Below are 21,426 nucleotides of genomic sequence, written 5' to 3'. Positions count from 1 at the left end.
CGATCGGGAGCCAGTATGCAAAGGCCTCCCGATGGCCGGAATCCCCCTCAAGAGGGAGACGGGGGTGGACTCACGCGATGCTCAGCCGGCGCGGCACACGCGTGTCCCGCAGCAGCTCGTCCAGCAGCGCCAGGTAGTAGCTCAGCGGCGGGGTGCGCATGCCCGGCCGCTTGGCCAGGTCGTCCCAGCGGCGCAGCTGCAGCGAGGCGGCAGCATGCGGATGGGCCATGAAGATCGTCCGCTCCTCGCCGTTCATCGGCCCCCCCTGCAGCGCCAAGCTGTGGCGCGAGGCGTCGGACAGGCTGGGACCGTAGGCGGGATCGGTGCTGACCAGGTAGCGCTTGGCCGCGACATGCAGCCGGATGGGCTCCAGCACGTCCGGGCCGCAGCCGCCCGCGCGCAGCAGGGGGAGCGCGGTCAGCTCGTGCTGGTCGTCCCGCAACGGCGCCGTCGGCGCGCCGTCCATCAGTTGTCCGATGTCGTGCAGCAGCGCCGCCACGACGAGGCTATGCTCCGCATGCGCCCACTCGGCCAACTGGGCGCATTGCAAGGCGTGCTCCAGCGCGGTCACGGGTTCGCGACGCTCGTCGCCGTACTGCAGATGACCGCGGCGCTCGAACAGCGCCTCGATCTTGGCGATCAGGTCCATGGCCAATCCTTCCGAACTCTCGGCTCCCTACCGGAGCGGCCGCCAGTCTCGATGCGGGCCATGACGGATCTGTGAAGCGTCCCAGGGGTTTACATTCAAATCGACTGAACAGTAACCTCAGTTCCGGTGAACCGACAGGGTGTGCGGCGCGCGGACACTTGCTCCCATTCCGGACGCCCTGGATCTCCCGCCAGCCCCAGGACTTCTCCCAAGGACGCGAGCCCGCCATGAGCACGATCGACGACAACGCCTCTCTCCCCGCCGGCAGCCCGGTGCCCGCGACGGTCGCCCCCGCCGCGCCCGCGCCCGTCGAGCCGATCCCGGCCGCCGCGCCGGCCCAGGCCGCGCCGCCGGTTCCCCCCGTCATGACCGGCAAGCCCGCCAAGACCCGCTACGACGGCCTGGCCATGGGCTTCCACTGGCTGCTGGCGATCCTGATCATCTGCACCTTCTCGGTGGGCTGGTACATGGCCGACCTCCCCTTCTCGATGACGCGGCTCAAGCTGTTCAACTGGCACAAGTGGGCCGGCGTGACCATCCTGGCGCTGTCGGCGCTGCGGCTGCTGTGGCGCCTGTCGCATCGCCCGCCGGCGGACCTGCCGATGCCCGGCTGGCAGAAGTTCGGCGCCCACGCGGTGCACTGGCTGCTCTACGCCGCCTTCTTCGCGGTGCCGCTGAGCGGCTGGGCCTACAGCTCGGCGGCCGGCTTCCCGATCGTGTGGTTCGGCGTGCTGCAACTGCCTGACTTCGTGTCGCCGGACAAGGCGCTGGCCGCCACGCTCAAGGAAGTGCACGGCCTCTTCGCCTACGGGCTGGGCCTGCTGGTGCTTGCCCATCTCGGCGCCGTGGTCAAGCACGTCGTCATCGACAAGGACGGCCTGCTCCAGCGCATGCTCCCGGGCCGCGCCTGAGCGCGGCGCTCCAGGATCACCCCAGACAAGACCTGACCCTCGCGTCCCGACGCGAGCCTCGCTCCCTCAAGACCTCACCGCATTGAAGAGGACTCTCATGACGAAACGACTGGCCACCCACTTCTCCGTCACCGCCCTGTCGGTGCTGAGCGCCGCGCTGATCCTGGCCGCGCCGGCGATGGCCCAGACCAAGCCGGCGGCCAAGCCCGCCGCGACGACGACGGCGGCGCCCGCGGCGGCCCCGGCCGCCGCCGCCAAGCTGATCCCCGCGCAGAGCGACATCGGCTTCACCTTCCGCCAGATGGGCGTGCCGGTCGAAGGCAAGTTCAAGAAGTTCGATGCCCAGCTGGCCTTCGATCCGAAGAACGCGGCCGCCGGCAAGGTGAGCTTCTCGATCGAGCTGGGCAGCGCCACCATCGGCGACGCCGCCACCGACGCGGAGCTGGTCAAGCCGGACTGGTTCGACACCAAGAAGATCCCGACCGCCACCTTCCAGAGCACGTCCATCAAGGCGCTGGGCGGCGGCAAGTTCGAGGTCGCCGGCAAGCTGAGCATCAAGGGCCAGGTGCACGACACCGTGGTGCCGGTCGCGCTGACGCAGGCCGGTGGCACGACCACCGCCACCGGTGCCTTCGCGATGAAGCGCCTGGACTTCAAGATCGGTGACGGCGAGTGGAAGGACACCTCCATCGTCGCCAACGACGTGCAGGTGAAGTTCAAGCTCGCCATCACCGGCATGGGCCCGCTGTAAGCCGCCCTCGCCCCGACAAGTTCCCCCCAACCGGTCCGGGTCCGCCCGGTTCCACCGTTCCTCACTCTCACTGTTCCAACAGGACCCACCCACCATGAAGAAAGCCCTGCTGCTGGCCTCCCTGATCGCCGTGACCGGCCTGGCCCAGGCCGAAGCCGCCAACTACGCGATCGACCCGACCCACACTTACGCCACCTTCGAGATGCGCCACTTCGGCACCTCGACCAACCGCGGCCGCTTCGACAAGAAGGAAGGCACCGTGCAGCTGGACAAGGCGGCCAAGACCGGCAAGGTCGAGATCACCATCAACATGGACAGCATCAACACCGGCTTCTCCAAGTTCGACGGCCACCTGAAGAGCGCCGAGATCTTCGACGCCGCCAAGTTCCCGACCGCCAAGTTCGTCAGCACGAAGTTCAACTTCACCGGCGACAAGGTCTCGTCGATCGACGGCGAGCTGACGCTCAAGGGCAAGACCGCGCCCGTGACGCTGAAGGCCGACAACTTCAACTGCTACGAGAACCCGATGCTCAAGCGTGAAGTCTGCGGCGGCGACTTCGAGACCACCTTCGACCGCACCCAGTTCGGCGCCGACTACGGCGTGGCCTATGGCTTCCCCAAGGACGTCAAGGTCGTGATCCAGGTCGAGGCGATCAAGCAGTAAGCCCCGACGCCGCGGGATCCATGCGATCCCGACGCCCGATGAAAGGCCCGCCTCGGCGGGCCTTTCGCATGAGGGCCGGCCGCGCGGCGCGTGACCGCCGGCCGTGACGGATTCCCGGCCCGGCCGGGCGCCCCGGCCACCGGGATCCGGCGGGCCTTCCGGCCTGTCGCCGATCACTGCAGTCCATCCCGCCGACCGCACGGCGCGTCGCCGGGCCGCCTGGGCGCCGGAGGGACTTGCGTACAGTGCGAAGCCATACGACAGGTCCCCCCATGAACGCGCCGATCCCCTCCCCCACGCCCCTGCGCCAGCGCTGGCAAGCCTTCATGAAGGCGGCCGAACATGGCTTCCACGCCTACGGCAGCTGGCTGGTGACCATCACCTGGAAGCGCTTCTCGCTGCTGGCGGTGCTGCTGATCATCGGCGCCAACATCCTGCAGACGCTGCCGCCCTTCTCCTTCAGCTGGCAGCTGCCGGTCGAGACCACCGAGACCATCCACTCCAAGCCCGCCGCGCCCAAGGACCTGCGCAAGGAGCGCAAGGCCCAGAAGTCCGAGGATTCGGACGACACCGACGACGACGCCCGCAGCGCGCGGATCGAGAAGGCCAAGGAAGCGGCCAAGCAGGCCGCCAAGGAAGCCGCCAAGGCCGGGTCCGACAGCCGCTCCATCGTCGACGTCAACGGCCTGCGCTACGAGGTCCAGATCGACAGCCGCGGCGTGCGCATCCTGCCGCGCAGCGCGCCCGGCATGACGGCCGCCAGCGCCGCGTCCGCCGCCTCGGACGCGGACGCGACCGACGCCACCGGCCTGCCTTCCCTCGACATCCGGCTGCCCAATGAGAAGCAGCGCGAAGCGGTGCGGTCCGCGGTCGAGGAAGCCAAGCGCGCCCTCGAGGAAGCCGCCGAAGACGCCCGCCAGGCCAAGGCCGATGCCGACGAGGCGCGCCAGGAACTGGAGCAGGCGCAGCGCGAGACCTCGCGCAAGACCCGCTACCGCACCGTGCACCTGGGCGATTTCCTGGACAAGCTGGCGGTGCTGATCGTGCTGGCCTCCGCGCTGATCAAGGCGACCTACAAGGGCCGGCTCCAGGCGGAGGTCAAGGCCGCCAAGGCCACCGAGACCGCCGAGGCCGAGTCGCTGCGCCGCCAGGTCGTCGAGGCCCGGATGGCCGCGATGCAGGCCCAGGTCGAGCCCCACTTCCTGTTCAACACCCTGGCCTCCATCGACCACCTGATCGAGACCGACCCGCCGCGCGCCTCGCAGATGCAGAAGAACCTGATCGCGCTGCTGCGGGCCTCCATGCCCACCATGCGCGAGACCAACGCCACCGGCGTGCGCGACCTGGGCCGCGAGATGGCCGTGATCCGGCCCTATCTGGAGATCCTGCAGGTCCGCATGGAGGAGCGCCTGGTCAGCCGCATCGACGTGCCCGACGGCCTGCTCTCGGCGGAGTTCCCGCCCATGATGATCCAGAGCCTGGTCGAGAACGCCATCAAGCACGGCCTGGAGCCCAAGGCGGAGGGCGGCAGCCTGACGCTGAAGGCCGAGATCGTGCACGGCAAGCTGCAGGTCACCGTCGCCGACACCGGCCTGGGCTTCGGCCGCGCGGCGACCTCCGGCACCGGCGTGGGCCTGGCCAACATCCGCGAACGCCTGACCCTGCTCTACGGCCGGACCGCCAGCCTCACCGTGGCGGAGAACCAGCCCAGCGGCACCGTCGTCACCATCACCGTCCCGTACCGGACGGCCCATCAAGCGCAGGAACAAGGAGCACACGCATGAAAACGCTGTTCAAGATCGTCCTCGTCCTGGGGCTCGCGATGATGGCCTTCTCGTCCATCCTGGGCTTCAGCGTGCTGGGCTTCCTCTCCGACTTGCCGCATGGCCACCTGACCATCGACGGCAACGACTTCATGTGGTCCGGCATGGACCTGGCCGATGCCTTCGGCGCGGGCCTGGGCCTCATGATCGCCTTCCTGGTGATGTGCCTGGTGGTGCCGCTGGTGCTGCTGCTGGGCCTGGGCCTGCCGCTGCTGATCCTGGGCGGCCTGCTGCTGGCCGGCATCGTGGCCCTGCTGAGCGTGGGCGCGGTGCTAGGCGCGCCGGCGATCTTCGTCGGCCTGATCGTCTGGCTGCTGGTGCGCGACAAGCCGCGCAAGCCGGTCGCCCCGACCCCCGCGGCGACCCAGGCCACCTCCCCCTCGCTGGCGGCCGGACCGGCCGCGCCGACCGAGCCCTCGCTGACCTAACATCGCCCCCCATGAGCGACACCACCTCCGCCCCCCGCGCCGTCCTGGCCGACGACGAACGCCTGATGCGCGAACAGCTGCGCAGCCGCATCGCCGAGGTCTGGCCCGACCTGCAGATCGTCGCCGAGGCCAAGAACGGCCTGGAGGCCGTCGAGCTGGTCAAGGAACACAAGCCCGACCTGGTCTTCCTCGACATCCGCATGCCGGGCCTGACCGGCGTCGAGGCCGCCAAGCAGATCGCCCAGCTGCCCGACGACGACGACTGGGCCCTGCCCGAGATCGTCTTCATCACCGCCTACGACCAATACGCGGTCGAGGCCTTCGAGCAGGGCGTGTGCGACTACGTGCTCAAGCCCGCCGAGCGGGACCGCCTGCTGGTCACCGTGGAGCGCATCAAGAAGCGCCTGGCCCAGCGGGCGGGCGAGGTCGAGCCCGAGGGCCCGAGCAACGGCACGCTGCAGCAGCTGCTGCACTCGCTGTCGGCGCGGGTGAACAACACGGGCGGCGCGCCCAAGTACCTGCAGTGGATCCAGGCCTCGGTGGGCCAGACCATCCAGATGATCCCGGTGGAGGACGTGCTGTTCTTCATCAGCGACGAGAAGTACACCCGCGTGCAGACCTCGACGGTCGAGGCCTTGATCCGCAAGCCGATCAAGGAACTCGTGGACGAGCTGGACCCGCAGCTGTTCTGGCAGATCCACCGCTCGACGCTGGTGAACGTGAAGGCGATCAACGGCATCAGCCGCGACTTCCGCGGCCGCCAGCTGGTGGGCGTGCGTGGACTCGACGAGAAGCTGGAGGTCAGCCGCAGCTACACCCACCTCTTCAAAGGCATGTAACGCGACCGCGGATCGGGTGGCGGGCGGTGTTGCAGATCCTCGCCATAGCGCTGCTATGGCTCCGGTCTGCGCCCAGCCCGACACCCGATCCGCGGCCGCGTTGCGTGGGGGCGGCTGGCTCGTCACTTATCGGAGCGGCGCGGGTCTCGTGATGCCGGCGGCTTCCATGGCGCGGCGGACTTCGGGGGCATCGTCCAGGTCGGAGTCCAGCTCCGGCAACTCGGTCTCGATGCCGAGCGAGGAATCGCCCTCGCCTTCGCGGATGGGCTTGCGTGACGGGGTCCGCAGGCCCAGCGCCAGCGCGAGCAGCGCGTAGAAGAGGAAGGCGATCCGCGGGGCGTCGATCAGGCTGTCGAACAGGCCGACGACCAGGAAGGCCAGCAGGCCGCCCGCCACCGCCGGCGCCAGCGGATGCCGCCGCGCGGCGCCCAGGGCGCAGCGCCACAGCGCCGTCACCAGCAGCGCGATCCACAGCGCCAGACCGAACAGGCCTTGCTCGAAGAGCACGTGCGCCGGCAGGCTCTTCATGTGGAAGGGCATGTGGAAACGGTCGCTGGAGAAGAACCAGCGCCCCAGACCGTCGCTGAAGTCGCCGTTGCGGATCAGCGGACCATGGACGCTGTCGACCAGGTTGATCGAGGCGATCTCCAAGACCCCGCCACGCCAGTTCTGCGTCACCGAGGCGATCAGCCGACGCGGGGCCCAGGCCGGACCGCCGAAACCCTCGGGCGCGCGGCCCAGGGTCAGGTTCAGCGTCTGCCAGGCGCCGCCTTGCGGCTGCACGTCGGCCTCGCGGTCGATGCAGCGCAGCGGATAGAGCAGGAACTTCTCGCAGATCTCCACGCGCAGTCGCGACTTGAAGGGGGTGCGCAGCACCACCGTCGCGCCGACGTCGCCCGCCACCGCCGGCACGCGCTGGCTGAGGCGGAACATCTCGCCGTTGCCCATGTCGTGCAGGCCGCTGGTGAGGGTGATGGTCGGTCCCGGGAAGGGCTCGATGGCCGGCATGCCGGCGGGCGCCGGTCCGGGCTCGCTGCGCGGCGCGTTGAGGCGGAGCTCGCCGACGCGCTGGTCGAAGGGGCCGCCGTTGGCGAAGCTCGCCGGGAAGCGGCCGCTGCCCTTGCCCAGCAGCCACTCGTCCATCGAGTGCAGCAGGCCCAGGCCGATGCGCCAGTGCTCGAGACGGCCCTCGAAATCCTGCTGGCCGGTCGACATGCGTTGACCGATGTAGGCGCCGCCGCTCAGGGCGGCGACCACCGCGCAGACCAGCAGGCAAGCGGTCCACAACAGGCCGCGGATGCGCCAGCCGGCGGTCCGCAGGTCGCTGCCCACGCGCGGCGACCACTGCGTCGCGACCCAGGCCGCTGCCAGCACGGCCAGCATCGCGGCGGCGGGCCCCAGGTCCCGGCGGCCGCCCCAGTGCGCCGCGACCAGGCCGGCACCCGCCAGCGTCGCCATCCAGACCGCCGCCAGCGCGAAGGCCTGCCAGGGCTGCGTCAGTCCGCCGCGCCAGCGCCATCCGAGTCCCAGGCCGAGCAGCACCAGCATCCCGTCGATCAGGTAGGCGCCCTTGGGCAGCACGTCGATCAGCAGGCCGCCGACCAGGGCCACCAGCAAGGCCGGCAGCGGCGCCAGGACCAGCAGCGCGCGCGTCTGCCCGCGCGGCCAGGCGGCGCGCGCATGCGGCATCGCGAGCAGCACCGCGACGCTGCCGGCCAGCGCCAGCATCGCGCGATACCCGCCGATGCCGAACAGCATCCAGGCCGCCGCCGCGGTGCCCGCCAGCACGCCGGCCGACCAGGCCAGCGGCAGCGACGGCTCGACGCGCGGATAGACGTAGGCCGGCGAGCCGTCGGCGCGCGGCGCGTCCAGGCCCAGCCGGCGTTGCGCGGCCCACAGCAGCGCGCACAGCGCCATGCCGATGGGGATGGCCAGGTAGACGCCGCGGGAGAAGGTCGTCAGGCAGGCGTAGAAGGACAGCAGCAGCACCCCCAGCGCGACGACGAAGCGGCCGGCGCGCCGCTCCCGCAGCGCCCACAGCAGCGCGAAGGGCACGCCCAGCGCGAGCGCGCCGTCCAGCGAGGCGCCGCCGACATTCATTTCCCAGAACCAGGAGGTGGTGCGGTAGTCCGTCGAGAAATCGGCCAGGCCGGTGTAGACCCAGCGCTCCCACAGCGCGCCCAGCGAGGTCAGCAGCAGCGCGACCACCCAGGCCGTGCGCGCCAGGCGCTGCACCGCGGAGGGCCGCAGGTCGGAGGCCTTCTGCCACAGCGGCAGCAGCAGCAGCACCAGCGCGAAGCTCTTGCCGGCACGCAGGCTGTTCATCGGTTCCTGGAAGCCCTGCCAGAACCCGAACTGCAGGCCGCCGGCCTGCTCGAAGCCACGCCAGACGGCGATGCCGACCGACAGCCCGAACACCGCCAGCAGCACGCGCACCGCCGCGCGCCAGCGCAGCGCGCGGTAGCGCCAGGGCACCGGCTTGTGCGAGGACACGGTCAGCGCCAGCGCCGCGTAACCGCCCGCGGCGACGGCCAGCACCAGCAGGTCCAGCTCCTCGAAGGTGATCCAGCCGGTCCAGGGCGCGAAGCCGATGACGGGCACCAGGGCGGGCACCAGCAGCGGCAGCACCTGCCACCCGAAGAAGCCGGCCACGGCGATGGCCGCCCACAGCGCCGTCATGGCGATGGGTTCGATCGGGTAATGGCGCGACAGCCACAGGCCCGCGACGGTGCAGGCCAGGCTGATGGCGAGCGCGCCGAAGGATGACGCGCGGGACGGCAGGACGAACTTCATGCGCGCGCCCGTCCCAGGCTGCTGGCGATACACCACTGCGCCGGCCAGTAGCTGGCCAGGACCCAGAAGCTGGCCATCTCCATCGGGCCGGCGAACTTGTTGATCGCCAGCATCGCGTCGGACAGCACGAACAGCGTGCCGCCCCAGGCGGCCCAGCGGGCCAGCGGCTCGTCGGGCGCGCCGGTGCTGGCGCGCCACCAGGCCCAGGCCTGCGCGGCCATGGACGCCAGGCACACCACGTAGACGACCACCGGCGCCTGCAGCGCGGCGGGCACGTTGGGCCACAGACGGCCCAGCACCATCGCGGCGATCACGCCGAACATCAGGAAGGGCCAGCGGATCGCGCCCAGGCGCACCCGCGTGCAGAAGCCGACGATGTAGCAGAGGTGCGCGACGAGGAAGCTCACCAGACCGGGCAGGAAGCCCTGCTCGGGCCACAGCAGGGCGATGTCGCCGAGCAGCGAGCACACCAGGCCGGCGCGCAGCCAACGGGCCAGCCGCGGCTGGTCGGCGCCGCGCCCCCAGGCGTGGAGCAGGATCAGGACGGTGGTCAGCGGCTTGAAGAGAAAGCCCAGTTCAGCGGGGAGTTGCGCGGGCTGCGACAGCGCGAGGATCGCGACGGCGGCGCTGACGAGGGTCAGCAGCGGCAACAGGACGCTGGACTTGGGGACGGAAACGGTCATGGCGCCGCATTCTGCCGGTTGCCGATGACGCCCGCCGTAGGGAGCCCCCCCGGAGGTGGTAGACCTTACAGGTCGAGGCGGGCGCCTGACGCCCCGCGCGCCCTCGGCCAGGACCTCCGCCCGGGGGTGGCGTGCCGGGTCGCGCGCGTCGACGTGACTTAAAGCCTGTTGTGGCGTTCAAGCTGCATCAGCCGGTCGCGCACGCAGGCCTCGGGCAAGGCGAAGCCCTCGGACAGACGCTTCACGGAGACCCAGCCCTCCTCCATTCCCCGCAGCAGCGCCGCGCGCGGCAGCAGCAGGGCCAGCGCGAAGCGGGTGGCCTCGCGCTCCACCGGGGAGCGGCAGGTCATCTCGAGGTGCGCCGGCATCTCCGGTGGCACCCGCTCGTGGCCCAGCACGTGGTGGCCCAGCGCATGCGCCAGCAGCAGGCGGCGCGTGCGCCGGTCCAGCGCGCGGCAGACCTCGATCACGGGGGCCCCGTCCAGCCGCAGCAGGCGCCCCTGGTGCGGATAGAGCGGCTCCTGCGGGCCGCCGCGCTCGCGCACGGTCACGCCGGCGCCCTCGGTGAACACGCTCACCCGCAAGGGGACGTCCGCCTCCTTCCAGAACTCGCCCAGCAGGGCGGCGGCGGCGGCTTCGATCTCGACCAGCCGACCTTCGGTCAGGTCGCCGGGATCGTGGGGCGCGCGCGCAGGCGCGGCACGCGGCGGGGACTTCGGGATGGCGGGCATCGCGTCACTCCTGGCGGAGGCGCCGTCCGCTTCCCCCGATGGCGGGAGCGGTGGGCGCGCTTCAGAGGGAACGGATGCTAGGAACCCGCCCGGACGGGCGAAATGACTCGAACCAGTAAGAATCGGCCGCCGACCCCTGTTTTCCTCGGAGGGAGTGACAGGTCTTGCCAGCGGCTCCGCGGATCAGCGCTCGTCCTTGGCGGCCTGGGCCTGCTTCTCGGCGGTGGCGGCGGCCTTGGCGGCGAGCTGCTCGCGCATGCGCTTGAGCTTCTCGCGCGGGTCCTCCTTGATGCCGCTCTCGTCGAGCTTCATCTCCGCGATGAAGCGGCTGGGCACACCCACCACGGTCTCGCGGTTCTTCTTGCGCCGGCGCAGCGTCGACACCGCCAGCGTGCGCCGCGCGCGGGTGATGCCCACGTACATCAGGCGGCGCTCCTCCTCGACGCGCTGGGGCGTGAGCTCGTCGTTCTCCGCCTTGAACGGGAGCAGGCCCTCGTTCACGCCGGCCAGCAGCACGTGCGGCCACTCCAGGCCCTTGGACGCGTGCAGCGTCGTGAGCACGACCTGGTCCTGCTCCTCCTGGCGCTCGGCCAGCGACAGGATGACGCTGATGGTCTGCGCCACTTCCAGCAGCGACTGGCGCGGGCTTTCGGTGGTGATGCCGCCGTCGGTGGTGATCTCGCCCCCGCAACGCTTGGCGACCCAGTCGACGAAGTCCAGCACGTTGCCCCAGCGGGCCTGCGCCACCTTCTCGTTGTCTTCCTGGTCGACAAGGTACTGCTCGTAGCCGATGTCCTTGAGCCACTCCATGATCAGCGCCTTGCCCTCCTCGCCGCCGACGGCGTGACGGGCGCGGTACTCCAGGTCGACCACGTAGCGGCCGAACTCGTGCAGCCCGTGCAGCGCCTTGCTCGACAGCGTCGCCTTGAGCGACTCCGCGAACAGCGACTCGAACATCGACAGCTTCCACTTGGCCGAGAACTCGCTCAGGTGGCCCAGGGTCTGGTGGCCGATGCCGCGCTTGGGCGTGGTGACGGCGCGCAGGAACGCGGGATCGTCGTCCTGGTTCACCAGCAGGCGCAGCCAGGCGCACAGGTCCTTGATCTCGGTGCGGTCGAAGAAGCTCTGGCCGCCGGACACCTTGTACGGGATCTCGGCGCGGCGCAGGGCCTGCTCGAAGATCCGCGCCTGGTGGTTGGCGCGGTAGAGGATGGCGAAGTCGGAGAACTTCGTCGTCGGGTGGTTGGCGCGGATGGACTGGATGCGGGCCACCGCGCGCTCGGCCTCGTGCTCCTCGCCGTCGGCCTCGATCAGCGTGATGGGGTCGCCCTCGCCGAACTCGCTCCACAGCGTCTTCGGGAACAGCTTGGGATTGCTGCCGATCACGTTGTTGGCGGCGCGCAGGATCGCGCTGGTGGAGCGGTAGTTCTGCTCCAGCGGAATGATCTTGAGCTGCGGGTAATCGACGGGCAGCTTCTTGAGGTTCTCGATGGTCGCGCCGCGCCAGCCGTAGATGGACTGGTCGTCATCCCCCACGGCGGTGAACATCGCGCGCTCGCCGACCAGGCATTTGAGCAGCTCGTACTGGACGGCGTTGGTGTCCTGGTACTCGTCGACCAGCACGTACTTCAGCGTCTCCTGCCACTTGCCGCGCGCTTCCTCGTTGGTCTGCAGCAGCTTGAGCGGCATGCCGATCAGGTCGTCGAAGTCCACGGCCTGGTAGGCGGTCAGCCGCTCCTGATAGCGCTGCATGACGACGGCGGCGGCGCGCTCCATGTCGTCCTTCGCGTAGGCCAGGGCCTGCTGCGGGCTCAGGTTCTGGTTCTTCCACAGCGAGATCGTCCACTGCCAGGACTTCGCGGTCGCCGCGTCGGTCGTGCCGCCGGCGTCGCGCAGCACGGACAGCACGTCGTCCGAGTCCAGGATGGAGAACTGCTCCTTGAGCCCGAGGTGGCGGCCGTCCTCGCGCAGGATGCGCACGCCCAGCGAGTGGAAGGTGGACACCACCAGCTCCGAGCCGGCCTTGGGCCCGACCAGGTGCCGGGCGCGCTCGCGCATTTCCTGCGAGGCCTTGTTCGTGAAGGTGATGGCGGCGATGTTGCGGGGCCGGTAGCCCTCGGACATCAGCTTGGCGATCTTCTGCGTGATGACGCTGGTCTTGCCCGAACCCGCGCCCGCGATCACCAGGCAAGGCCCCGCGAGGTGATGCACGGCCGCCAACTGGGCCGGGTTGAGCGTGGTCTTGGACATGGAACGTGCGGGACAGGGAACTTCAGGGCGGCCGGGGATGATAGCGGGACGTACAGTGCGAACCATGAACACAGCCGCCAACATCGTCGTCGCCCTCGTGGCCTTGATCCACGTCTACATCCTGGTCCTGGAGATGTTCCTCTGGACCACGCCCAAGGGTCGCAAGGCGTTCGGACTGACGCCCGAGTTCGCCGAGGCGAGCAAGGTGCTGGCGGCCAACCAGGGCCTCTACAACGGCTTCCTGGCGGCGGGCCTGATCTGGGGTCTGGTGCTGGGCGCGACCGGTGGCCCGGTGAAGCTCTTCTTCCTGGGCTGCGTGCTGGTGGCGGGGCTGTACGGTGCCGCGACCGCGAGCCGCAAGATCCTCGTCATCCAGGCCCTGCCCGCCGCGATCGGCCTGGCGCTGACACTGGCGGCTTGAGTTCGGACGCCCTGGAGCGCCGGACGCCGAGGCGCGCCAGGCGCCGCGTGCCGCGCGGCGTCACTCCGGCACGTTGACGCCGCGACGGGCGGCCATCTGCTGGAGCTCGCCGGACTGCCGCAGACGCTGCATGCCGGCGTCGACCAGCACCTGCCAACCCGCGCCGGCGGCCTCGGTGCTGAAACCGAAGTGGCCGCGCAGCTGCGCGAAGGGCGGCGCGCACAACGCCACCTGATCGACCAGGCCGAGCTCCTGGATCACTGGTTCCGAGTTGCGCTGGTTGGCGGCGATCAAGTCCAGTCGCCGCAGCTGCAGCATGCGCAGCGCGGTGCTCAGGTCCCGCACCGGCGTGACGTCGAGCGAGGCGCGCGCCTGCTCGAAGCGCTCCCCATAGACCCAGCCCTGCACCGAGCCGATGCGCAGCGAACGCAGCGCGTGGAAGTCGCCCCACCAGAGGCCCTCCTCGCGGCGGCGGGCGTAGAAGACCAGCGAGTCCTCGTAGAAGGCCTGACGCGAGAAGCGCATCACCCGCTCGCGCTCAGGCGTGCGATAGGGGCCGACGAGGATCTGCGCCGGGCCGTGCTCGATCATGGATTGGGCCCGCAGCCAGGGGTAGAAGGCATAGCGCGGCTGGTAGCCGGCGGGGATCAGGATCGCGTCGAGCAGGTCGACCGCCAGCCCCTGGGGCTTGCCCTCGCCGACGCCGCGCGCCGAGGGCGCGCTCTCGAAGAGCCGGGAGAAGGTCGTGCCGACGATGCTCACCGGCCCGGGTCGGGGCGGCTCCGCGGACGATGCGGCGACCGCGGGAGAAGAGGCCGGAGCCCCGCCGCCCGCCTTGGCCGCCGAGCGCCCCGAGACGCCCAGGGCCAGGGCCGCGAGCGCGGCTTGGCGGAGCAGCAGGTGACGGCGGTCGGCGTCCATGGAGGGCCCGATGATAGGCGCGCCTCGGCGCTCGTCCATGGGAGGGAAGTCACGGAGTTCCCCCCGGCCCGGGTGGTCCGGCCCTCACGCCTCCTGCAGCGGCCCCGGCACGAACACCGGGACGCGGATCGGGTCGCGGCCGATGTCCTCGCCATACGAGCCGTGCACCGCGAAAGCCGCGGTCAGCACATCCTGCACCTCGGCCATCTCGCTGGGCGGCGGCGAGGAGCCGCCGGTGAAGAACACCTTCGGATCACCCACCCCCAGGCCGCGCAACGCGTAGAGCCGGGGGCCGACCCGCGCGCAGAACTGGTCCTCGAACTGGCTGCCCAGCAGCGAGGGCAGACGCACCAGGTAGTTGCCGCTGGCCGGGTCCACGGCCCAGCGCTCGGCGACCCGCACCCAGCGCGAGCCCTTGGGATCGTTGCAGGTCTCCAGCGTGTTGCGCAGCCAGGCGGAACACTCGGGGTCGGTCAAGGCGTCGCGCCGGCAGGTCTGCCAGTCCTCGCCGCCCATCGGCTTCATCTCGAAACTCATGCGCCATCTCCTCGCCGGCCCGGCCGGTCGTCACGTCGGGACGCATCCTGGCAGGGCCGCCCGCCGGCGGGCAATCCGCTCGGAAAGGCGCGCGCATGACCCGTCCGTGCCGGTGGCAGCGCCAAAGTTGTCGATTCGTCAGTTCGACGCCGCGGCCTCCCCGGATTGAACTAGCGTGCACGAGTCGGTGCCCGCGCCGTGGCGGTCGCTCATAGCTGCACGGACGCTGATCAATGCTGTCACCGGGCCTTGGCGATCATTTCGGGGGAGCCGAGGGGGGAATCGCGGCGCGGCTCAGCGCCGCAACAGCATCCACAGCACCACCGCGGCCAGCGCCAGCACCAGCGCGATGCCGGCGACGCGCTCGGCGATCGAGGCCGCCGGCAGGGTGGTCGTCGAGGGCTCGTCGTCCTCGAGCGGTGGGGGCGGTGGCAGCGCGGCGGGCCCGGCCGCGCCGAGGGGCGCGCCACCGGAGGCCGGGGCGGTGGCCGGCGCCGGCTCGACGGCGATCCAGTCGCGCACCGCCTGCGCCAGCAGCTGCCGGTCGGTGAAGGAGCGGCCGTCCATCATGGCGCGGTCCAGCAGCTGGTCCAGGCTCTCGCGCTGCGCGGCGGTCAGCGACAGCCAGGACTGCAGCGAGGCCACCGGCGTGGCGCCGGGCTCGACCTCGTCCAGGCCCGTGTCCTCCGCGCCCTCGCGGCGCGGCAGGCGGCCGTTGACCAGCAGGCCCAGCAGGCGCCCCAGCGCGTAGGTCTCGCCATGCGCGTCGGGCCGGGCGCCGGCGCGCTGGCGCGTCGCGGCGAGCGGCTCGGCGGCGCGCACCAGCGCGGCGGGCGCCTGGCTGTCGGCCGGCGCCAGCCCCTGGCCCAGCCAGTGCAGTTGCTGGGCCGGACTCAGCCACAGCGTGCCGGGGTCGAGCTCGTGCAGCACCAGGCCCTGGTCGTGGGCCAGGTCCAGCATCTCGATCAGGTCCAGCAGCAACTGCATGCGCCGCTTCAGCGGCAACGCCATGGCCACGCGCAGCAGCGGCGCGCCGTCCATCGGCGGCACGATCAGATAGGGCAGGCCCGCCGGGCTCAGGCCGCTGTCCAGCGGCGCGCCGTAGGCGGGATGGTCGAAGCGCGCCAGCGCCTCCGAGTCCTCGGCGAAGCGCATCAGCACGGCTTGCGCGTCCGCCTCGTGCCGATAGACCAGGGCCAGGCCGGTCTGCGCCGCGGCCAGACCGTGCTCGACGCGGTACCAGGTGCCCGAGGCGCAGTCGAACAGCGCGGCGCTCACGCGCCAGACGCCGAGGCGCTCGCCCACGGCGGGCAGCGCGGCAGGCGCGCGGACGGGGCCCTCGCCCGGCCCGAAGGCCCCATGGGGGCCGGTCGGATCGTGCGGATCACGCGCGTCGGCGTGCGGGGCGAACGGCTCGGTCATGGCCGCGGATCCTAGCGCAGCGATACTTCCGGAAACGCGCCCGCGCACCGTCAGAGCCGCTCCTACCCCGCAAGCCAATGGTCCGTCCGTCCCCCCTGCTTCCGATCCTGTCGCTGGCGGTCTCGACCGTCACGGCCCTGACGGCCCTGTCCGCCGCGCTGCTCCCGTCGGCCGCCATGGCCGCGCCGTCCCCCTACAAGCAGCCCTCGCCCGCGATCCGCGAGCTGCTGGACGCGCCCGCCCTGCCCCGCCTGATCGTCTCCCCGGACCGGCAATCGCTCGCCCTGGTCGAGCAACGCCGCTACACGCCGCTGGAGGAGCTGGCCCGGCCCGGCCTGCGTCTGGCGGGCGCGCGCTTCGATCCCCGCAACGCCACGCAGCAGAACCTCACCGCCGTGCTGCGCGTGCGCATCCGGACCCTGCTGGAACCCGAGGCCACCGAGCGCGACGTCGAGCTGCCCGCCGGCGGCACCTGGCACAACTTCGTCTGGGCGCCGGACGGGCAGCGCTTCCTGCTCTCCCGCCGCACCGACACGGCCGACGAGCTCTGGGCCGGCGCGACCTCCAACGGCCAGCTCTGGCGCATCTACAACGTGCGCCTGAACAACGCGGTCGATGCCGACGACATGGCGTGGCTGAATCCCCGCGAGGTCGTGGTGCTGACCGTGCCCGACAACCGCGGCGGCCTGCCCAGCCGCGCGCAGACCGGCCCGGCCATCCAGGAGACGCACGGCAAGGCCTCGCCCGAGCGCACCTATCCCGACCTGCTGCGCAATCCGCGCGACGAGGACCTGTTCGAGTACTACGGCCGCTCGCAGCTGACGCTGGTCGACATCGCCAGCGGCCAGAGCCGCGACCTGGGCACGCCGGGTCTGTTCACCAGCGTCTCCAGCGTCGGCAACGGCCAGGCCCTGCTGACCGAGCGCCTGGTCCGCCCCTTCAGCTACAACCTGACCTTCGACGACTTCCCCACCGTCGTCGAGGTCCGCCAGCGCGACGGCAAGCTCATCCGCGAACTGGCCAAGATGCCGCTCAAGCAGGGCGTGGCCATCGACGGCGCCCTGCCCGGCCCGCGCGTCTTCTACCCCTCGCCGACCAAGGACGCGGCGATCTACTGGGTCGAGGCGCTCGATGGCGGCAACCCCGCCGTGCGCGCCTCCTTCCGTGATCGCGTGATGCGGCTGGATCCGCCCTACACCGGCGATCCCTTCGAAGTCCAGCGCATGCCCTACCGCTTCACGCGGCTGCGCTTCCTGGACGACGGCATCCACGGGCTGCTGACCGAGGAGGACCGCAGCCGCGGCTGGACCCGCACCTACCTGCTCCCGCTGCGCGGCACGCAGAGCCGGCTGCTGTTCGAGCACTCCGTGCGCGAGCGCTACCGCCATCCCGGCAACCCCTTCATGCGCACGCTGCCCAACGGCCACCTGGTCGCGCAGACCCTGGACGGCGCGCTGCTGCTCGTCGGCCAGGGCGCCAGCCCCAAGGGCGACCGCCCCTTCCTGGACAAGCTGTCGCTGGGCGGACTGACCGTGCAGCGGCTGTTCCAGTCGGCGGAAGGCGTCTATGAGCAGCCGGTGGCGCTGCTCGAGGACCGCAAGCTGATCACGCAGCGCGAGGCGGAGCACGAGCCGCCCAACCTCGTCGCGCGCGAGAACGGCAAGCCGGCGGTCGCGCTCACCCGCATCAAGGACCCGACCCCGCAGCTCAAGGGCATCAAGCGCGAGCTGGTCACCTTCAAGCGCAGCGACGGCGTCGAGATGTCCTTCTGGCAGTACCTGCCGCCGGACCAGCGCGAGGGCGAACGCCGGCCCGCGCTGGTGTGGGCCTATCCGCTGGAGTTCAACGACGCCGCCATCGCGGGACAGTTGAGCGGCTCGCCGGGCCGGTACATGAGCTTCAGCGGCATCAGCCCGCTGAACCTGCTGATGGACGGCTACGTCGTGCTGATGGACGCGACGATGCCGGTGGTCGGCGACGCGCGCAACATGAACGACAGCTTCATCGAGCAGATGACGATGAACGCCAAGGCCATCCTGGACAAGGCCGACGACCTGGGCACGGTCGACCCGAAGCGGGTGGCCATCGGCGGCCACAGCTACGGCGCGTTCATGGCGGTCAACCTGATGGCGCACACCAAGCTGTTCCGCTGCGGCATCGCGCGCAGCGGCGCCTACAACCGCACGCTGACGCCCTTCGGCTTCCAGAGCGAGCGCCGCTCCCTCTGGGACGCCAAGGACATCTACCTGAAGCTCTCGCCCTTCCTCTTCGCGCAGCAGATCAAGGAGCCGCTGCTGCTGATCCATGGGGAAGCGGACAACAACTCCGGCACCTTCCCGATGCAGAGCGAGCGCCTGTACCAGGCCCTCGCCGGCCTGGGCGGCACGGCCCGCTACGTGCTGCTGCCCTTCGAGGCGCACGGCTACGCCGCGCGCGAGTCCGCGGGCCAGGTGCAGTGGGAGATGAGCCAGTGGCTCAAGGGATGCCTGGGGGGCGCCGCGGCTTCGCCCCCTTGAGTCAGAGCTGCTTGGCCGTGAAGGTGTCGCAGTCCCGCATGTCGCCCTGGGCGAGCCCGCGCTTGAACCAGCGCTGACGCTGCTCGCTGGTGCCGTGGGTGAAGCTCTCCGGCACCACCGCGCGGCCGGCGCCGCGCTGCAGCGTGTCGTCGCCGATCTTCGACGCGGCATTGAGGGCCTCGTCGATGTCGCCGGCCTCCAGCCAGCCCTTGGACTGCTGCGAGTGCTGCGCCCAGACCCCGGCGAGGCAGTCCGCCTGAAGCTCGACGCGCACGCTCAGCGCATTGGCGGCGCGCTCCGACATGGAGCGGCGGGCCGAGTCGACCTTGTCCGAGATGCCGAGCAGATGCTGCACGTGGTGGCCGACCTCATGCGCGATCACGTAGGCCTGGGCGAAGTCGCCCGGCGCGCCGAGCCGGTCGCGCAGCGTCTGGTAGAAGCTGAGGTCGATGTAGACCTTGGAGTCCCCGGGGCAGTAGAACGGTCCCATCGCGGCGGCGCCCATGCCGCAGGCGGTGGGCTGCTGACCGGAGAAGAGGCGGAGCTTCGGCGCCACGTACTGGCGGCCGTTGGCCCGGAAGATCTCGTTCCAGACGTCCTCGGTGTCCGCCAGCACGACGCTGACGAACTTGGCGGGTTCATCCTGCGGGTGGCTGGGCGCGACCTCGCGCGGGCCGGGCGCGGTCTGGACGGTGCTCCCGTCGAGCACGCTCAGCACGGTCAGCGGATTGATGCCGAAGGCCCACGAGGCGAGCAGCGCCACCACGATGCCGCCGATGCCGATGCCGCGTCCGCCGATCGGCAGTCCGCCACCGCCACCCCCGCCGCCGTCCCCGTCGCGCGCGTCCTCGACGTTGTCACTCTCGCGCTGGCCTTCCCACTTCATCCTGGACTCCTGGACTGTCCGTCAGAGACAAGTCCGAAGCATCGCACGGCGGCAAGACCAAATGGAACTCCGCCCCCCCACCTTCGCGGTTGGTCGCGTAGAGCCGGCCGCCGTGCAGCTCGACGATGCGCCGGCTGATGGGCAGCCCCAGCCCCGTGCCGCCGGAGCCGTCCTTGGTCGCGCTGGACTGGATGAAGGGGTCGAAGATGCGCTCGAGCTCCTGCGCCGGAATGCCCGGGCCGCGGTCGGCCACGCTCAGGTGCAGGCCGCCGTCGGCGTCGCGCCGGCCGCGCAGCTCGATGGTCCCGCCCTGCGGCGCGAACTTGATCGCGTTGGCCAGCACGTTGCGCACCGCCTGCTGCAGCCGCAGCGGATCGGCCCGCCCGGGCAACGCGTCGGGCAGGTCGGCGATCAGCGCCAGCTGCCGCTTGGCCGTCAGCGGCGCCAGCTCGCGCAGCACCGCGCCCACCGGCTCGCGCAGGTCCACCGGCCGCAAGTCCAGCGCGCCCACGTTGCTCTCGAGCTTGGCGGCGTCCAGCAGGTCGTTCACCAGCGTCAGCATCCGCTGCCCGGAGCCGTGGATGTCCGCGAACATGGCGCGCAGCCGTTCCTGCTCGCCGCTGCGCGCGATGCCCAGCTCCGAGAAGCCGAGGATGGACTGCAGCGGCGTGCGCAGCTCGTGGCTGATGTTGGCGAGGAACTCCGTCTTGATGCGGGAGGCCTCCTCCGCCGCGTCGCGGGCCTGGCGGGTCAGGCGCTCGGCGGCCGAGCGCTCGGTGATGTCGACCGCGCTGCCGGCGTAGCCCAGCAGCGCGCCGTCGCGCCGCAGCGGCACGACCGCGATCTGGTAGCGGCGCGGCGCGCCCTCCCCGTTGCGGATGGTCGCCTCGACGCCGCGCACGCCGTCGTCGGCGTCGAAGAGCGCGGCCACCGCCTCGCGGTCGGCCGGCTCCGCCAGGTCCGCGAGCCGACGCCCCACGGCCTCGTCGGGGCGGCCGCGATGCAGCGTGGTCCAGCGCGCGTTCACGAAGGTCAGCGTGCCGGCGGGGTTGGTCCGGAAGATCACCTCCTGCACGCTCTTGAGCAGCACCCGCATGTCGCGCTCGCGATCGGCGAGCTGCTCGTGCGCGCCTTCCAGCGCTTCCATGGTCTCGGCACGCGCCTGCAGGCTGCGCCGCACCGTGGCCGTCGCGGCGGCGATCAGGGCGAGCGCCACCGTGCCGATCAGCAGCAGCCATCGCAGGCCGGAATTCCAGGCGGCGAGCACCTCGTCCAGCGACTGCTCCACACCGACGATCAGCGGCCGCCGGCTCGAGGCCCGGAAGGCCACCACCAGTTCGCCGGGCAGCGCGCCGGTGCCCAGATAGGTGCCGTGCTCGCGACCGCGGCGCAGCGCGTCGAAGGCGGGGTGGCCGTCCAGGCGCTGACCGGGCAGTTGATGCAGCGTCTCCATCGCGGCCAGCAGCTGGCCATCGGTCGACGCCAGCCAGGCCGCGCTGCGGCCCGCCGGCAAGGCGCGCTGCTGGACCTGCGCCAAGGCGTCCGGGTTGATCAGCGCGAGCAGCCAGCGCGGATCGCGCTCGCGATCCCCGGGCACCGGACCCGTCGCCGAGGACGCGGCGAGGGCCGGCGCGTCGGGTGGCGCGGGCAACTGCAGCAGCATGGGCAGCATGCTGACCGCCGTCGCGCCGCGGGGTTGGCGGCCGCGCGCGAGGTCGGCCAGTCCGCGCCCCGGCCGCAGCGGCAGCAGCAAGTCGCGGTCCGGCCCGGGGAGCCGGCCGAAGTCGTCGAGCGGAATCTCCAGCCCCACGTCCTCCGCGTCGGTGCTGGTCAGCACCCGGCCTCGCGCGTCGAGCAGCGCCACGCCGCGGATGAAGGGCAGTCCGACCAGCACATGGTTGAAGTGCTCGCCCAGGTGCTCTTCCTCGTCGCGATGCCCGGAGGCGTCGACGCCGCGGGCCAGGCCGTCGCCCAGCGCGTGCAGCGACAGCGAGGCGGTCTCGATGGTGCGGCTCGCGTCCGCCTCCAGCACCTGGGCCAGCAGCGCGCCGCGGGTGCGCGCCTCCTCGATCGCCTCTTGGCGCCCGACCCAGGCCGGCCCGATCAGCGCCGCCAAGGTGCCCAGCGACAGCGCGACACCGGCCCACAGCGTCGCGCGACGCAGGCGCTGGAGCGATCGAACGGCGGGACCCAGCATCGCG

The 21,426-nt window shown here is 71.3% G+C and carries 18 protein-coding genes; 8 read left to right on the top strand and 10 right to left on the bottom strand.

Annotation, left to right across the window (positions count from 1 at the left end; genetic code table 11):
- Positions 1-70: 70 nt before the first annotated feature.
- On the bottom strand, positions 71-649 hold the full coding sequence (locus MCHT01_RS16310) for an HD domain-containing protein (RefSeq protein WP_067066446.1): 579 nt from the start codon (positions 647-649) through the stop codon (positions 71-73).
- Positions 650-1,014: 365 nt separating this feature from the next.
- On the opposite strand from MCHT01_RS16310, the gene MCHT01_RS16305 reads away from it, so the two are divergent.
- The 6 genes from MCHT01_RS16305 to MCHT01_RS16280 all read left to right on the top strand — a co-directional run bounded on the left by MCHT01_RS16305 (position 1,015) and on the right by MCHT01_RS16280 (position 6,065).
- A complete protein-coding gene (locus tag MCHT01_RS16305; RefSeq protein WP_067066571.1) occupies positions 1,015-1,560 on the top strand; it encodes a cytochrome b in 546 nt (181 codons plus the stop codon).
- 178 nt (positions 1,561-1,738) lie between these two features.
- Positions 1,739-2,311, top strand: a complete 573-nt coding sequence (locus MCHT01_RS16300; protein WP_067066569.1) for a YceI family protein — start codon at positions 1,739-1,741, stop codon at positions 2,309-2,311.
- A gap of 94 nt (positions 2,312-2,405) precedes the next feature.
- A complete protein-coding gene (locus tag MCHT01_RS16295) occupies positions 2,406-2,975 on the top strand; it encodes a YceI family protein (protein WP_067066444.1) in 570 nt (189 codons plus the stop codon).
- A gap of 272 nt (positions 2,976-3,247) precedes the next feature.
- Positions 3,248-4,759: a sensor histidine kinase gene (locus MCHT01_RS16290; protein ID WP_067066442.1), complete on the top strand. Its 1,512-nt coding sequence runs from the start codon at positions 3,248-3,250 to the stop codon at positions 4,757-4,759.
- Positions 4,756-5,226, top strand: a complete 471-nt coding sequence (locus MCHT01_RS16285; RefSeq protein ID WP_067066441.1) for a hypothetical protein — start codon at positions 4,756-4,758, stop codon at positions 5,224-5,226. The genes MCHT01_RS16290 and MCHT01_RS16285 overlap by 4 nt, the downstream gene beginning before the upstream one ends.
- A gap of 11 nt (positions 5,227-5,237) precedes the next feature.
- A complete protein-coding gene (locus MCHT01_RS16280; RefSeq protein WP_067066439.1) occupies positions 5,238-6,065 on the top strand; it encodes a LytR/AlgR family response regulator transcription factor in 828 nt (275 codons plus the stop codon).
- A gap of 126 nt (positions 6,066-6,191) precedes the next feature.
- Here the strand turns inward: MCHT01_RS16280 and MCHT01_RS16275 are convergent, their stop codons facing one another.
- The 4 genes from MCHT01_RS16275 to MCHT01_RS16260 form a co-directional block, all read right to left on the bottom strand.
- Positions 6,192-8,858 (bottom strand): class-II aminoacyl-tRNA synthetase family protein, encoded by a 2,667-nt coding sequence (locus tag MCHT01_RS16275; RefSeq protein WP_067066438.1) that lies wholly within the window; start codon positions 8,856-8,858, stop codon positions 6,192-6,194.
- Positions 8,855-9,541 (bottom strand): lysoplasmalogenase, encoded by a 687-nt coding sequence (locus MCHT01_RS16270; protein ID WP_067066436.1) that lies wholly within the window; start codon positions 9,539-9,541, stop codon positions 8,855-8,857. Before MCHT01_RS16270 ends, MCHT01_RS16275 begins: the two co-directional genes overlap by 4 nt.
- Positions 9,542-9,699: 158 nt before the next feature.
- Positions 9,700-10,272, bottom strand: a complete 573-nt coding sequence (locus MCHT01_RS16265) for an ImmA/IrrE family metallo-endopeptidase (protein WP_067066435.1) — start codon at positions 10,270-10,272, stop codon at positions 9,700-9,702.
- A gap of 183 nt (positions 10,273-10,455) precedes the next feature.
- The gene (locus MCHT01_RS16260) at positions 10,456-12,522 is read right to left on the bottom strand and encodes an ATP-dependent helicase (RefSeq protein WP_067066433.1); all 2,067 of its coding nucleotides are present in this window, start codon (positions 12,520-12,522) and stop codon (positions 10,456-10,458) included.
- A 64-nt stretch (positions 12,523-12,586) separates the two neighbouring features.
- Between MCHT01_RS16260 and MCHT01_RS16255 the strand changes: the two genes are divergently transcribed.
- Positions 12,587-12,943: a DUF1304 domain-containing protein gene (locus MCHT01_RS16255; protein WP_067066431.1), complete on the top strand. Its 357-nt coding sequence runs from the start codon at positions 12,587-12,589 to the stop codon at positions 12,941-12,943.
- Between the two features lie 60 nt (positions 12,944-13,003).
- Here the strand turns inward: MCHT01_RS16255 and MCHT01_RS16250 are convergent, their stop codons facing one another.
- The 3 genes from MCHT01_RS16250 to MCHT01_RS16240 all read right to left on the bottom strand — a co-directional run bounded on the left by MCHT01_RS16250 (position 13,004) and on the right by MCHT01_RS16240 (position 15,823).
- On the bottom strand, positions 13,004-13,864 hold the full coding sequence (locus MCHT01_RS16250; protein ID WP_067066429.1) for a substrate-binding periplasmic protein: 861 nt from the start codon (positions 13,862-13,864) through the stop codon (positions 13,004-13,006).
- An 84-nt stretch (positions 13,865-13,948) separates the two neighbouring features.
- Positions 13,949-14,401 (bottom strand): hypothetical protein, encoded by a 453-nt coding sequence (locus MCHT01_RS16245; protein ID WP_067066428.1) that lies wholly within the window; start codon positions 14,399-14,401, stop codon positions 13,949-13,951.
- Between the two features lie 294 nt (positions 14,402-14,695).
- Complete coding sequence (locus MCHT01_RS16240; RefSeq protein WP_067066426.1) at positions 14,696-15,823, bottom strand: serine/threonine-protein kinase; 1,128 nt, start codon at positions 15,821-15,823, stop codon at positions 14,696-14,698.
- Positions 15,824-15,900: 77 nt separating this feature from the next.
- Between MCHT01_RS16240 and MCHT01_RS16235 the strand changes: the two genes are divergently transcribed.
- Positions 15,901-18,339: an alpha/beta hydrolase family protein gene (locus tag MCHT01_RS16235; RefSeq protein ID WP_067066425.1), complete on the top strand. Its 2,439-nt coding sequence runs from the start codon at positions 15,901-15,903 to the stop codon at positions 18,337-18,339.
- 1 nt (position 18,340) lies between these two features.
- On the opposite strand, the gene ypfJ is transcribed toward MCHT01_RS16235, so the two are convergent.
- A complete protein-coding gene (gene ypfJ / locus MCHT01_RS16230) occupies positions 18,341-19,225 on the bottom strand; it encodes a KPN_02809 family neutral zinc metallopeptidase (protein WP_067066424.1) in 885 nt (294 codons plus the stop codon).
- A complete protein-coding gene (locus MCHT01_RS16225) occupies positions 19,197-21,422 on the bottom strand; it encodes an ATP-binding protein (RefSeq protein WP_067066422.1) in 2,226 nt (741 codons plus the stop codon). Before MCHT01_RS16225 ends, ypfJ begins: the two co-directional genes overlap by 29 nt.
- Positions 21,423-21,426 lie beyond the last annotated feature (4 nt).

The sequence above is a fragment of the Mitsuaria chitosanitabida ATCC BAA-476 = NBRC 102408 genome, assembly GCF_001598255.1.
Lineage (GTDB): Bacteria > Pseudomonadota > Gammaproteobacteria > Burkholderiales > Burkholderiaceae_C > Roseateles > Roseateles chitosanitabidus.
Note: the sequence above shows the minus strand (reverse complement) of the source record. Positions and strands in the feature narration are given on the sequence as shown.